6 protein-coding genes and 3 pseudogenes are annotated in these 14,030 nt (G+C 64.8%); 5 read left to right on the top strand and 4 right to left on the bottom strand.

Annotated features, from left to right (window positions below; translation table 11 throughout):
* Positions 1–557: 557 nt before the first annotated feature.
* Positions 558–3,719: pseudogene (locus AB4851_RS03050) on the bottom strand (hemagglutinin repeat-containing protein); the annotation flags it as partial.
* Positions 3,720–5,219: 1,500 nt separating this feature from the next.
* Between AB4851_RS03050 and AB4851_RS03045 the strand changes: the two are divergent.
* The gene (locus AB4851_RS03045; protein WP_414449226.1) at positions 5,220–5,723 is read left to right on the top strand and encodes a hypothetical protein; all 504 of its coding nucleotides are present in this window, start codon (positions 5,220–5,222) and stop codon (positions 5,721–5,723) included.
* Positions 5,724–5,801: 78 nt separating this feature from the next.
* Here AB4851_RS03045 and AB4851_RS03040 read toward each other — a convergent pair.
* Positions 5,802–8,798: pseudogene (locus AB4851_RS03040) on the bottom strand (filamentous hemagglutinin N-terminal domain-containing protein); the annotation flags it as partial.
* Positions 8,799–9,027: 229 nt separating this feature from the next.
* Positions 9,028–9,282 (bottom strand): hypothetical protein, encoded by a 255-nt coding sequence (locus AB4851_RS03035; RefSeq protein ID WP_414448368.1) that lies wholly within the window; start codon positions 9,280–9,282, stop codon positions 9,028–9,030.
* A 96-nt stretch (positions 9,283–9,378) separates the two neighbouring features.
* Between AB4851_RS03035 and AB4851_RS03030 the strand changes: the two genes are divergently transcribed.
* Together AB4851_RS03030 and AB4851_RS03025 are read left to right on the top strand one after the other, a co-directional pair.
* A complete protein-coding gene (locus AB4851_RS03030) occupies positions 9,379–9,717 on the top strand; it encodes a hypothetical protein (protein ID WP_414448367.1) in 339 nt (112 codons plus the stop codon).
* 169 nt (positions 9,718–9,886) lie between these two features.
* A pseudogene (locus AB4851_RS03025) lies at positions 9,887–9,958 on the top strand (helix-turn-helix domain-containing protein); the annotation flags it as partial.
* A gap of 78 nt (positions 9,959–10,036) precedes the next feature.
* Here AB4851_RS03025 and AB4851_RS03020 read toward each other — a convergent pair.
* The gene (locus tag AB4851_RS03020) at positions 10,037–10,915 is read right to left on the bottom strand and encodes a LysR family transcriptional regulator (RefSeq protein WP_414449127.1); all 879 of its coding nucleotides are present in this window, start codon (positions 10,913–10,915) and stop codon (positions 10,037–10,039) included.
* Between the two features lie 138 nt (positions 10,916–11,053).
* Between AB4851_RS03020 and AB4851_RS03015 the strand changes: the two genes are divergently transcribed.
* Both AB4851_RS03015 and AB4851_RS03010 read left to right on the top strand, forming a co-directional pair.
* On the top strand, positions 11,054–12,808 hold the full coding sequence (locus tag AB4851_RS03015) for an acyl-CoA dehydrogenase family protein (RefSeq protein WP_414449126.1): 1,755 nt from the start codon (positions 11,054–11,056) through the stop codon (positions 12,806–12,808).
* Entirely contained in the window at positions 12,805–13,995 is a 1,191-nt protein-coding gene (locus tag AB4851_RS03010; protein ID WP_414448366.1) for a CaiB/BaiF CoA transferase family protein, read from the top strand. The genes AB4851_RS03015 and AB4851_RS03010 overlap by 4 nt, the downstream gene beginning before the upstream one ends.
* The last annotated feature ends 35 nt before the right edge of the window (positions 13,996–14,030 follow it).

Here is a 14,030-nt window from a genome sequence, read left to right as displayed (position 1 = left end):
CGGTAATTCAAGGCATCCCCCGTGTACCAAAACGCCGTACCCGATGACCATGCCGCAGCCACATCGGCCAGCAGCCCCGTCGTCAATCCGGCCGTCACCGATCCCGCTAAAAGCGTCCCACCAGCGCGCGCAATCGTATTGCCGAAGGGATCTTTGTCGTAATTCGAATCGATCAACTGCTGCGGTGTCTTGCCCGTGCCGAATTGCGTTCGACCCAGCAGATTCGCCACCTGGTTTTCCGCGATGTACTGGCTGTTGTAATTGTGATCCGCGTAGTTCGGATCGTTTGCGTAGCCCTTACAGTTCAGATTCTTGCAGCCGACGATGCCGCGTACCTCATAGTCGTGTACGCCGCCCGAGGCTTGCGCCGTCTGTTGATCCGAGTTGCGCATTAACTCGGCGAGAATCCGTCCTTCGGCTTCACCTTCGCTAATACCAAGCTGCGTGGCGACTTGCTTGGCGTACTTTTCCGCCTTCTTGTATTCATCCGGATGCAACTGCCGATTAAAAACCTCGTTATCCAGCGCCGCCCCCGCTCCATTCAACGCCCCTCCACCCCCCGCCACCGCACCACCCGCATACCCACCCGCCGTCGCCACCACCTCATTCAACGCGTTCCGCACCGCCCCTTGCGCTTCAACCGGCAGCTTGCCAACCGCCGATTCGATAATTGGCTGCGCCAGCGACTGCAACGCGTCCCCCGCCAGCGAGCCGGCCATCGCACCCGAGACATTCCCACCCGAGAGCGCCGCACCGATCGCCGCCACCGCCGCGTGCATCGCCATCCGTCCTTCGCCGCCTTCACCGAACATCGCTTTCAGTTGCGGGTTGTGATCGATCACCCGATCCGCCACCTCCGCGACGGCGAATGTCGCCACGCGCCCGAACGCTTGCTGGAACGCCAGATCGTTCTGAACCTTCTGCAAGTCGAACGTGTTTTGCACCGTCTGATTCGCGTGCTCGGTATCACGCGACAGGCCCGCCGTGCTGTCCTTGCCGGTTGCGTGATCGGACTTCACGTCGATCGTCGCCGGGCCGACTGCGGCGTGTGTCGTGCCGCTCGCGCTGTCGCTGGTATGCGCGAAGCTGGGCAGGCCGCTCGTCAGGGAAACATTCTGTGACGATGCCGAATACGACATCGTGTTCCGCACGTCGCCAAAACCGAAGCCGCCGGTTGTCAGCCTATTCGAATCGGCGGGCGCGTCGCTCGCGAGCATCGCGCCATTCAGTTGCGTGTGGTTTTGCACATCGATATCGAATCCGCCGTTCCCGGCGGTGATGGCGGTCTGCCGGTTGGCGGATGCGAAGTCGGAATCGATTCCGGTGTGGCCGAACGCCAACTGCGGGGCGATCATCACGCCGCCCGGGCCGATGCTGGCGGCGATGCCGCCGCTCGTGCTGTGCTGGTTGCTGGTGTAGGTCGAACTGTCCTGCGCCGTGGTCATCGTGAGGTCGCGGCCGACATCGAGCTTCACGGTATCGCCCGATGCCTGCGCGCCGGTCAGCGTCGTGTCGCGGCCTGAATGGATGGTCAGCGTTTGTCCGGCTTCGACGGTGGTGTTCGTGTGAGTGACGCTGTCGCCGTCGCCCTGGCCATGCGAGGCGAAGCCGTTCGCCGACACGCTCAGGCCGGAGGTGCCGATCGAGGCGCCGGCCGACCAGCCGCCCGAGCCGTTGCTGCTGTGTGTCGATTCGGTGCTGCGCGCGCTGTCGAGCATCACGTCGCGATTGGCGGCAAGCAACACGTCGCGGCCGATCACGCTGGCGCCCGTCATCGTCAGATCGCCGGCGCCGTCTTGACCGCTGCCGTGCGCGACGATCGCCACACCGCCGTTACCGATGATCGATGCGCCTTGCTGTACACGCGCCGTGGACGTGGTGTCGCTGCTGCTGTGGCTCGATCCAACGCCGATCTGCAACTGAATGCCCGTGGCGGCCATCGGGTCTTGCCCGTTTGCCAACGCTTGCGCAGTTCCCTTGATCGCATTCCGGCTCTGGTACGCCGTCTCGGCGGCCGCCACGCCTTGTACCGCCGCCAGGCGCGCATCGCCGGAATCCGTGCCGGCTTTCACCATGCTGCCCATGGCCTGACCGACGTCGACGATTCCGCCGCCGATGCCCACGCTCACGCCCGATTGTTTCGTCTGCTGGCTGACATGATCGTCGTAGGCATCCGTGGCCGCGTTGATCGTGACGTTGCGACCGTCGATGGCGACCTGCTGCCCGGCAATGACCTGCGCGGCGGTCAGCGACGTGTCGCGGCCGGCGTGAAGGGTGACGTTGCCTTGTGATGATCCGACGATGCTCGAATGGTTCGTGGTCTGACTCGATTGCGCTTGTTGTGCGGTGGCGCGCGACCCGATCGATACGGACAAGCCGCCGCCGGACATCAAGCCGGCATCACGTTTTTCGTACGTGGTGGACGAATCGACCCGGTCCTGAGACGTGATGATCTCGACATCGCGCGCGGCCGTCAGCGTCACGTCGTTCGTCCCGACGACATGGCTGCCGGCCACATGCAGATCGCGTCCGCTCGCGATCGTCACGCCGTCGGCGGAAATCGTGCTGCCCTGGCGGTACGTTGCCGTTCGATCGACACCGCTGACGACCTTCGAGCCACTGACGATGCCGTTACGGCTGTGCGTCTCGTGCGTGTTCAGATCGTGCGTTTCGGCCGCCGCGCCTATATTCACGTCGCCGGCCGCCGCGAGTATCGCGTTGCCTTTTTCCAGGCCGATCGAACTGCCGATGACGTTCAGATCCTTGCCCGCTACGATCGCCACGGCGTTGCCGCCCGTCAGCGTCGTACCGGTCAGCGCTTCGTCGCGCGAGTGGTAGGTTTCCGCGTAACTGCGCAAGCCGCCGCTGCCCGAACTCGAACTGTCGACCGTCGAAGTTGCGTTCGCGGTGCCGAGCGAGACGTTCCCGCCCGCGACGATCATGCCGCCGTCGCCGAGATCGATCCGCGCGCCTTGCGCGGTCAGATCCTTGTCGACCGCAATCGCGGACGTGCCGCCGACCTTCACGCTGCTGCCGGTGACGACGCGCGTGTCGGTATCGGCGGCCCCGTTCGCGCGCGCGACGACCTGCTTTTCGCCGGTCTGAACCGCGCCGAGCTTCCAGTCGCCGCCTATCCGCATCCCAAGATTGCCGCCGATGGTCACGTCGCCGGCGTGCTGCCGGAAATCGCCACCGGTCACGATGGTCGCGTCGCCGGTGACCTGAAGCGTCGCCTTCGGCGCGAGGGTGGTGGTGATGCGCTGCGAGCCGTGGTCGCCGTCCTGTCGCTTGGTGGTGGTGGCGGCGTCGAGAATCAGATCGCGTCCGGCGCCGATTTGCAGGCTGCCGGATTTGATGTCGGCGGATGTGAAATCGATATCGCCGCGCGACGCGAGCGACATCGTTTCGCCGCTTTGCAGCGTGCCGTGGCGGTTGTCGATCGTGTCGCCGCTGATCGACAGCGCGTGATCGGCGCGGAGGGTGCCGCTGTTCGTGAACGATGTGGCGTTGCGGATATCGATGTCGGACGCGGCGATCAGCGGCCCCTCACCCATGGACTGGCTGGCCTTCGCGAGATAGACGACCGGCACGAGAACGGTTTGCCCATCGACGACGCGCGATTCCATCAGGATCACGTTGCGGGTCAACTGCGCGACCTGTTCCGGCGAGAGCGACGCGCCAAGCGGCAAATCGAGCGATGTCGCGAGCGATGCGCCGGCACCGAGCAGTGATTCATACATGAGTTCGAGGTCCGCGTAAGGCCCGAGCACGGCCTTGCCGGTCAGCGCGGTGACCTGATTGCGCACGAGTTGCTGCTCGTAGAAGCCATCGCCGAGCCGCTTCGCGGTCTGATCCGGATGCAGGCCGAGTTGTTGCAGGTAATAGTCGCTCGACAGGAATTTCCGTGAACTCGTGAACGCGGGATTCGTCTCGATGACGTAATGCGCGTCGGGGGTACGGTTCGGCTGGAACAGCCCACCTTGCGGGATCGTCAGGTGCGTAAGCACGTCGACGGCGGTCGCGCCGGCGATGACCGGATCGACCACCGCGCCAGGGCCGGATGGCGCGGCTGCGTGTCCGACAGTCGGCCGGTTGCCGGGCGCGATATCGCCCGCGATGTCGCCAATTGAGACACCCGGCAGCGCTTGGCCGGGCTTCAGGCCGAGCGAGGGCAGGGTGGCGTTGCCGGCCGGGTTGTCGATCTTGATCCCATTGCCACTCAGCTTGCCGTTCGAGACCCAGCTTGATTCATACGCTGGCAGCCTGAACTCCCGGATATCGGCGGACGCGTTGCAGCCCGTGTCGCAGAACGAATAAGTCCAGTCCTTGCCCTTGTAGGTTCGGTAGTGATATTGGCCGGTGTACGTGACCCGCACTTTCGGCGCGGCTTGGTCGCGCCAACTGTTCTGGTCGAGTGCCTTCGGCATCTCGATATCGCCGGCGGCAGCAACGCGGCTCCAGTAGTTCTGGAAATTTTCGACGGACGACGCCCCGAGTTTGCCGCCGGAGACGATCTGCGCTTCGGGGCTGAATGTCGTGACGGCGCTCGCGCGCGCGGTGCCGGTGTACGTGGTGAACAGGTAATCACTGTTCATCTTGCCGCCGTGCGGCGGTTCGATGTAGACGCCGCCGATATTGTCGGGGGCCTTGACGTTCGCTTGTCCGACCTGGCCGCTCATGCTGATGCCGAGCTGGTCGAGCGTGGCGGGGGCGACGGTTTGCGTGAAGCCGGAGGTCGCCATGTGCCGGCGCGTGTTGGTGACGCGGTCGGCGTGCAGCGCCATGTCGCCGTCGGATTGGATCAGCGCGGATTGATTCAACACGCTGCCCGCGTTCGTGTAGCTGCCATCCGTGCGTTGTCCGCCAGCGATCACGACCCGGCCGAGCCCGAGGATCGTCGCGAGCGCGGGCGTGTCGGTCGCGGTGGTGTCGTCGCGATTCTGGATGTCGCGCGACAGCAGTTCGAGCAGGCCGTTGCCGTCGGTCGCGCCGATCAGCGCGGTCGGGCCGACGTTGGTCAGCCGCGATGTCGCGCGCAGCGACACGCTGCCGCCGACCAGCGAGCCGAGGTTGTCGAGTGTCTGGGAGCGCGTCGCAAGCTTGCCGCCGGCGACGAGCGAACCGCGGTTGGTGATCGCGCCGGCATCGATGCGCAGGGCATTCACGGCCAGCAGCCCGCCGTCGTTGGTGAACGAGCCCGGCAATGTGAACGTGAAATCGTGGCCGGCATCGAACCGGAAATCGGAGGTGTTGCGGAAATCGCCGCGCACGTTCAGCGTGAGATCGTTCGCGGCGCCGATGTCGCCTGCGCCGGTCAGCGTCTCGGCGTCGAGCGACAGATCGCGCGTCGCACCGATCCGGCCGCGCGCGTTCGAGAGCGCCGATGCCGTGCGGATCGCGATATCACCATTCGCGGTCACATTGCCGATTTGGCCGCCGTCGTTGTTCATGCGGGTCGCGTCGATCGTGACGGCTGCACCGCTCAGTTCGCCGCCTTGCGTGTTGCTCAGCGAGTCGGCCGCGATATCGAGTACGCCGTTACCGGTGATTTTTCCAGTGTTCGTGATTGCGTCGCGCGCGCGAAGGGTCGTCGTGCCGGCCCCCGTGTTGCCGATCTGGCCGCCTGCGTTATCGATCGATGCGGCATTGAGCGATATCGTGCCGTTCGTGCCGATCCGGCCGCCTTGATTCAAGATCGCGCCACCGGCCGAAGCGACGAGTGACGCCGCCGACCGCAGCAGCCCGTTCGTATTGTTCAGGATGCCTATTGTTGCTATCGACAAGCGCTGCGCGTCGAGTGCTCCGTCGCGATTGTCGAGACTCGATGCCGTTGCCGCGAGCGCGCCGTTGGTCGCGATCCGGCCACCCACATTCGTGATGGCGTTCTTGCCTTGACCTGGCGCGAGCATCAGCGTGCCGCGCCCTGCGTGAATGATCGTGCCACCGTCGTTGTTCAGCGTCGCGGGCGCGAGGGTCCAACGGGTGCTGTTGGTTTGCAGCGATCCCCCGTTCGAGTTGTCGAGCAGGCCGCTGACGTCGAGTGTCATCTGCGACGTGCCGAGCTGGGTGATGGAGCCGTGCGCGTTGACGAGATCGGTCGCGTGGAGGCCCAGGGTATTCGCGATGATTCGTCCGTCGCGGTTGTCAAGGTGCGACGCGTTCAGCGTGGCCGTGTCGCCGCTGATCGTGCCTTGTGCATTCTTCAACGTGGCGGCATGCGCCGTGATGGCTGCCGCGCCGAGGTTGCCGCCGCTGTTGTCGAGCGTGTCGGCCGCTGTCGCGTGCAATGCATTCGATGCGGTGATGTCCCCGCCGTTGCGGATCGACGCGGCGTGGACGATCGTGTCGCCGCCGGAGCCGATCGTGCCGGCCGTATTGGTCAGCGTCGCGCCGGCGGCCACGCCGAGATCCGCGTTCGACAGTAAGGTGCCGCCACTGTTGTTCAGCGCGCCGCGGGTTGTCGCGGCGAGCCCCGTTTGACCGGAAATCGAGCCGGCTCGGTTGACGAGCGAATCGGCATTCAGGATCACGCGGCCGTTGCTGACGATCCGGCCCGACTCGTTGTCGATCGTGCCGGTGCCGTTCGCGGCCGATATCTTCAGTGTGCCGGCTCCGGCGTGCGTGATCGTGCCGCGTGTGTTGTCGATCGATGCCGGCGTCAGGCTCAGATCGGTGGCCTGCGTTTGCAGTATCCCGTCGCGATTGTCGAATCGATCGACGATCGCGACGCGCATCGCGTCATCGCCGGTTTGCGTGATCGTGCCGCCGTGGTTCACGAGGTGGGTCGCGTCGAGCGACAGTCGTGTGCCCTCGATCACGCCGGAGCTGTTGTCGAACGACCGGGCGGCGGCGGTGGCGGTTTGTCCGGCGATACGCCCGGCTACGTTGGTCAGCGTCGCGCCGGCTTGAAGATTCGTGTCGCCGCCGGCGGATATCACGCCGTGATCGTTATCGACGGCGTCCGCCGTGACACGCAGATTCGACAGCGCCGTGATCACGCCGTGATTCTCGATAGAAGCGGCTTGCACCTCCACGCCGCCGTTACCGCCGATCACGCCGCCTTGTGCACCGGCGGTGGTGATCCCGGCTGCATTGATCAGGTGTTTTTGAGTGGCGATCTTGAGATCATCGCCGTTCAGCGATGTGACGCGGCCAGCGGTGTTGTCGAGAGCGTCGGCATCGATGGTCAATCCGGCCGTGCTCTGGATCGTGCCTTGCCGGTTCGCCAGCGCGCCGCCGCGAATGTGCATCGCGCCAGCGGCGACGAGCGTGCCACGGTTGTTCGTGATGCCGTTCGTGGTGTCGATCTCGAGCGCATTCTTCGCGGATACCTTGCCGCCGAGATTCGACAGCGTTGCCGCGCGCAGCGTCGCACCGGCATCGGTCGACACGATGCCGCGATCGGTGATCAGTGTGCCGGCCGCGTGCGCATCGAGAGCACGTAGTGCGTGTAACGTCGCGTCTCCCAGGTTGATATCGCCGGCGCTGGCAGCCAGCGTGACGGCGCCGTTCGCGAGTGTCTCGCTACCGTGCAGATCGATCCTGCCGGCGGCCAGTGCGAGGTCGCCGCCGGCGATGGTGTGGCCGGTGGCTGCGAGTGCGTTGTTCGCGTTCACGGTGAGCCGGCCAGCTTGATCGACCGTGCCGTCCTGATTCACGCCCGCGCCGAGCGTGCCCGCCGAGTCGACAGCGCCGGCATCCAACGTGAGATTCCCATGCGCGGCGAGCGTGCCGGTGTTCGTGATATCGGCGGTGGTGTTGGCCGACAACGATTGCTGCGCATATGTCGTCCCACTGTTTTGGATGCCGTCCGCGGCCGACAGCGCGAGGCCGCCATTCGAGGTTGTCTTGCCCGAGAGCGTCAGTCGACCATCCGAATGCAGCGTCATGTCTCCGGCCTGCGCGGCGAGCACGCCCTGGCTCGACACGCCGACGCCGCGCTCGGTGCCGACCAGGAAGATCTGGCCCGCGTACATCCCGCCGAGCAGGGCGACGTCGATCGACACACCGGGCGCAGGGCCTTCGCCCGCGATCACTCGGGTTGCGAGCGTCGCGTGGTCAACCTGATTCGCGCCCGTCACGACATTCAGCCGTTTCGCCCATATCTCCGCGTTTGCCTTCACAGCGCGCGCGATCAGGTCGACTTGATCGATGTTCGATGCGTCGATCCCGGCGCCCTGCACCGTGATCAATCCGCGCGATACCGCGTAACCGGCCAGTGCGCCGTCCCGCCCGATCAGCGGTTGACCCGTCGTCAGCGTCGCGCGGCTGGTGTTGATGAAGCCGCCGCCGTCGACGACGATGCCTGCCGGATTCGCGAGCACGACCTCGGCGCGCGGCCCGGCCACCTCGACGTAGCCGCGCAACCGGCTCGCCGCCGTGCTGTTGACCTGATTGACGATGATTCGCGCGGATTGTCCCGGTGCGAAGTTCGGATTGCCGTTGATGTAGCCGGCCTGTTGCGTGTTAACGAGCGTGGCCGAATTGTTGAGAATCGCGCCGGGACGCTGTACGTCGAAGCGGTTGTAGGTGTTGACCGACACACCGGCGCCGGACGGTTGCGCGATGTTGACCTGCGGCAGACCATTCGGTGTATTGATCACATGCGTGGCGGTGCCGGGTGTCGGTGCGATTTGCGCGAATGCGGAGGGGGAGAGTACGGCGGCGCACAGCGCGATGAACGGAGCGTATGACGGCGCGCGGTGCCCTCGATCCACCAACCCGCACCGTTTCGCGCGTGTGACGCCACCTGCGGATTTACTCGATGTGATGGCGTGTTCCCCGACGGCTACTACCATGCCGCGGAGCTTGGAATACACCAGACGGTAGGTCTCTCTGTTCATCGTTTTTATTGAGTCGTTACGGTAAAAAACCGAGACGAACAGTAGAGCAATTGTTTTGGTTTCTGAATCTGGAAAATGGAATTGTTTGATTGATTCGATGCGATTTTAAAAATCGGATTTTTCTTAGTCGAAAATTCCTGGTTACCGAAACCGTCTGCAAAGCTATCCCTGCCAGCGTCTGCTGTCAGGGATAGCGGTTCCTCTTCGCCTCGCCGTTCTTCGGCAATGAATTCAACAACGCCAGCAAGGCCTTCGACCGCGTCGTGCTGTCGGTATCTCCGCTTATGAACATTAAGACTTTGTCAGGCTTCCGAATCAATGCGTAATCGAATTGAAAAACCGCCGGCGATTTCCGCGTTTTCCGCCCGCGCATGAGGCGTTCGATTGCCTGCCTTAAGCCTTCCTTCAGGTCGCCATCGATACGATCGGGCGTCTTCATCCTCGAAGCGGCTCGGCCTCGCCGCCGCTCATCCCATGTTCCCGATTGCAACCGGTTTCGCGTTCGGCTTCGGCATCGCCGAGGGAGTGTCTCGCGATGCGTGACGCATGGCGCGCCAATGCGCTGATCGCCGCCGTCGCGGCGATGTTGGCGCAACTGATCGTGTTGCTGCTGATGGACGTGTTCCATGTGCCCGATCGTGCGTTCACCTCGATGCCGTTCCATTGCGCGGCGGTGGTCTATCTCGCCGCGGCGGTGCTGCTCGTGCACCGGTTTGCCGCGCAGGCGTTTCGCGGCGCGCTGGCGTCGGGGTATGTGCGTCTGACCTCACCGGCCGAGCGGTTCGTGCGGGTCGCGGCGCATTGCCCGCGCCGCACGCTGGTGCTGTTGCATCTGCGTCTGCATCGCTATCAGGTGGATCGTCGGCCCTTGTGATTCGGCATCTGCCCGGATGACGGTTTTGTCATGAACGGGCCACGATCGGGAGCGTCCCGCGCCGCCACACTGAGCGCGGGCAGGCACCGCCTGCAATGGCCAACCTGGATGCAGACCCGTCGTGAACAAGCTAACTTCGATCCGTACTTTCGTTAAGGTTGCCGAGTGCATGAGCTTCGCGAAGGCCGCGAAACAACTCGGCGTATCCGCCTCGGTCGTGACGCGCAGCGTCGCGGAACTCGAAAAACATCTGGGCGTGCTGCTCGTGAACCGCACGACGCGCAGCGCGGCGCTGACGCGGGTTCGAACCTCCGCGCGCCTATCGAACCCGCTTGAGCGCCGCGAGGAAGCTGTCGATCAGCGCCATCTGGCCGCCCGCGCGCGTCAGCCTCAGGATGCGCGACGAGAACGGATTGCGCGTCAGGCGAATGAACACGGCACGCTGGGATTGCGTGCGCGCCAGCGCTTGCGGCACGAGCGCCACGCCCATGCCGAACTCCACCATCGTGACCACCGTCTGCCACAGGCGCGCCTCGTGCCGGATGGTCGGGCTGAATCCGGCATCCACGCAGGTGGCGATGATCTGGTCGTGGTAGTGCGGCGAGACGGCGCGCGGAAACAGGATGAACGGTTCGTTCTGCAGAACTTGCAGATCGATGCGCTTCTTCCCGGCGAACGGGTGATTGGCCGGCAGACAGCACAGAAACGCCTCCGACATCAGAAGTTGGGTGTCGATCTCCGCCGGATAGTGGCCCCAGTAGGCGAAACCCAGATCGATCTGAAGCTGCTGAAGCGCCCGGCTCTGTTCGGCCGTATTCATCTCCTTGAGCGCGACCTCCACATCGGGGTGGGCCGCCTCGAAGCGTTCCACCGCCTCGGGCAAACCCCGATAGAGCATCGAATTCACGAAGCCGATTCGCAGGCGGCCCGCCAACCCGTGGGCGGACTGCGTGGTGAGCTTCGCCGCCTCGTCGGCCTGTTGCAGCAGCCGTTGCGCTTCCGCGAGCAGGACTTGCCCGGCGTTGGTCAGCACCACCGACTTGCTGCTGCGCTCCAGCAGCCGCGCGCCCAATTGTTCCTCGAAGCGTTTGATATCGAAACTCAGCGCGGGTTGCGAGATGAACAGCCGGCGTGCCGCGCGCCCGAAATGCAGTTCTTCGGCGACGGCAACGAAGTATCGGAGTTGTCTGAGTTCCATCGGTTTCCGCTCCCCAACGATAGATGCGTGTTATCGCACATGCCATCAATTGTATTGGACGCTTATCGAGTGGGCTCGTACTCTCGATTGCACTTCGCGGCGCCCCGACACGCCGCACCATCATTCAGGAGACGATCCATGTCCGACCCTCGACAGGAACCCGCGACTTCGAACATCCCCGACAGCCGCGGCATCAATTTCTTTACCAGCGACCCCTCGTTCGGCCCTTTGCTCAGGAGCTTCCTGGGCGACACGACCTACCACCTCATCGAATCCCGTCTGATCGACCTGGGCCAACGCGCCTCCGACGAACTCGATGCCTGGGCCACGAGCGCGGACCACAACCCACCGGTATTGATGCAACGCACCCGAAGCGGCGAAGCGCTTCAGCGCATCGAGAAGCATCCGGCCTATGTCGCGCTCGAACGCGTGGCCTACAGCGAGCTCGGGCTGGCTTCGATGAGCCATCGACTCGATGCGCCGCCGCCGCTCGTCAAGTACGCGCTGACGTTCCTGTTCGTGCAGGCGGAATTCGGCCTGTGCTGCCCGGTGAGCATGACCGATTCGCTCACCCGCACGCTGCGCAAGTTCGGCAGCCCGGCGCTGGTCGATCGCTACCTGCCGATGCTCGCCTCGCAGGATTTCGACACGCTGTTTCAAGGCGCGATGTTCATGACCGAGCAGGCGGCCGGCTCCGATACCGGGCGCACGGTGACGCGCGCAACGCGAGGCGCGGATGCGAACGGCAACGAAGTGTGGACGTTGACGGGCGACAAGTGGTTCTGTTCGAACCCGGACGCCGACCTGGCGATGGTGCTGGCGCGCCCCGACGACGCGCCGGACGGCATCAAGGGGCTCGCGCTGTTCCTGCTGCCGAAGGTGCTCGACGACGGCAGCCGCAACACGTATCACATCGTTCGCTTGAAGGACAAACTCGGCAGCCGCTCGATGGCCAGCGGTGAAATCGTGCTCGACGGCGCGCGGGCCTACCTGATCGGCGAAGTGGGGCGCGGCTTTCATCAGATGGCGGACATGATCAACATGTCGCGCCTGTCGAACGGCGTGCGCGCGGCCGGGCTGATGCGTCGCGCGCTCACCGAGGCGCTGCATGTCGCGCGCAATCGCTTGGCATTCGGCCGCAAGCTCGTCGAGATGCCGCTGATGCAGCGGCAGTTGCTGAAGATGATGCTGCCGGCCGAACAGGCTCGCTCGATGTTCATGCAGATCGCTGCGCTGCTTCCGGAGGCCGACCGTGGCGACGCGCTCGCCGTCAAGTGCGTTCGCATCCTCACGCCGCTGGTGAAATTCCGCGCCTGTCGCGACGCGCGAAAGGTGACCGGAGACGCAATGGAAGTGCGCGGCGGCGTGGGCTATATCGAAGAGTGGGCCGACCCGCGGCTCGTGCGCGATTCCCACCTGGGCTCCATCTGGGAAGGCACCAGCAACATCGTTGCGCTCGATGTGGCGCGCGCCACACGTCGCGAAGGCGCGCTCGAATCGCTCGGGCACTACCTGAATGCGCAACTGGACGAAGCCGCGTTGCCCCGGGCGTCGATCGAACTGTTGCGCGACGTATTCAGGCGCGCCAGCGTCGCGCTCGACAGCGTGGCCGAGTGTGGCCGTGATGAAAGCGTGCGCGAGGCGGCCAGCGCTGCTTACCACGCGACGGCGGCCGTCTTCATGGCGACGGAAGCCGCCCGCATGGGAAGCGATTTCCGTCGGCTGGCGCTCGCCCATCTCGTCGTCAAGCACAAGCTCATGCCGCGCGATCCGTTGGCGCCCGTGAATGCCGGCGCCGACGCCGGTGTGCTCCGCAAGCTCGTCGACGAAACGCCGATGACGCTCGACGATGCCATGTCGCTGATCCCCACGAACAAGGAGCGTGCGCAATGAGTACGAATCAGGTTACCGGTGCGCTTCAGGGCCTGCGTGTCATCGATCTGAGCCGGGTGCTTGGCGGTCCTTACTGTACGCAGGCGCTGGCGGACCACGGCGCGCAAGTCATCAAGCTGGAACCGCCGGACGGCGACGAGACGCGCGGCTGGGGGCCGCCGTTTGTCGGCGACACCGCCTCCTATTTCGTCGGGGTCAATCGCAACAAGCAGGGCATTTGCGTCGATCTGTCGTGCGAGGCGGGGCGCCATGTCCTCTGGCAGTTGCTCGAAGGCGCAGACGTGCTGGTCGAGAATTTCAAGCCCGGCACGCTCGAACGCTGGGGGATGGATTACCCGCTGCTGTCGAAACGCTTCCCGAAGCTGATTCACTGTGCGATTTCCGGGTTCGGGCCGGATGGCCCGCTTGGCGGGCTGCCCGGCTACGACGCGGCGATCCAGGCCATGGCCGGGCTGATGAGCGTGAACGGCGAGGCCGACGGGCCCGCGCTGCGCGTCGGCTTGCCGGTGGTCGACATGGTGACCGGCCTCAACGCGCTGGCCGGCATTCTGCTCGCTCTCGCGGAGCGCGAGAAGAGCGGCCGGGGCCAGTCGCTCGATATCGCGCTGTACGACAGCGGTGTCTCGCTGCTCCATCCGCATCTGCCGAACTATTTCGGCAACGGGCGCACGCCCCGGCGCAGCGGCAATGCGCATCCAAACATCACGCCCTACGACAGCTATCGAACCGCGACCGCGCCGATCTTCCTCGCGGTGGGCAACGACCGTCAGTTCGCCAAGCTGGTTGGCCATCTGAATGCACCGGCACTCGCACAGGATGTTCGCTTTGCCGACAACCGGAGCCGCTGCGCACATCGTGCTGAACTCAAGGCGGAGCTTGAACGCCTGATGCAATCGCACGATTGCGAGGTGCTCGCGACGGCGCTGATTCGTGGCGGCGTGCCGTGCGGGCCGGTCCAGACCGTCGATGCCGTGGCGCGTCACCCTCACACGCTGCACCGCGAGTTGATGGTGGAGATCGGCGCGTATCGCGGCACCGGCACGCCGATCAAGTTGTCCCGAACCCCGGCCACGTATCGCACCGCGCCGCCCGCGCTCGGTGGCGATACGCGCGCGGTGCTCGATGAACTGGGCATCGATGGCGAGACACAACGGCGGCTGTTCGAGGCCGGCGTGCTGAAAGGCTGACGCCTGGAAGCCATCAGGCATCCGAATCAACCGGC

It is taken from the genome of Burkholderia sp. 22PA0099 (assembly GCF_047497165.1).
In the GTDB taxonomy this organism is placed as follows: Bacteria; Pseudomonadota; Gammaproteobacteria; order Burkholderiales; family Burkholderiaceae; genus Burkholderia.
The sequence above is the reverse complement of the archived record's forward strand: the minus strand, read 5'-3'. Positions and strand labels throughout refer to the sequence as shown.

What these genes read in the sequence shown, in the direction of transcription:
- AB4851_RS03010 (WP_414448366.1), top strand. Translation starts at nt 12,805, where the DNA reads ATGAGTACGAATCAGGTTACCGGTGCGCTTCAGGGCCTGCGTGTCATC.
- AB4851_RS03020 (WP_414449127.1), bottom strand. Translation starts at nt 10,915, where the DNA reads ATGGAACTCAGACAACTCCGATACTTCGTTGCCGTCGCCGAAGAACTG.
- AB4851_RS03035 (WP_414448368.1), bottom strand. Translation starts at nt 9,282, where the DNA reads ATGAAGACGCCCGATCGTATCGATGGCGACCTGAAGGAAGGCTTAAGG.
- AB4851_RS03030 (WP_414448367.1), top strand. Translation starts at nt 9,379, where the DNA reads ATGCGTGACGCATGGCGCGCCAATGCGCTGATCGCCGCCGTCGCGGCG.
- AB4851_RS03015 (WP_414449126.1), top strand. Translation starts at nt 11,054, where the DNA reads ATGTCCGACCCTCGACAGGAACCCGCGACTTCGAACATCCCCGACAGC.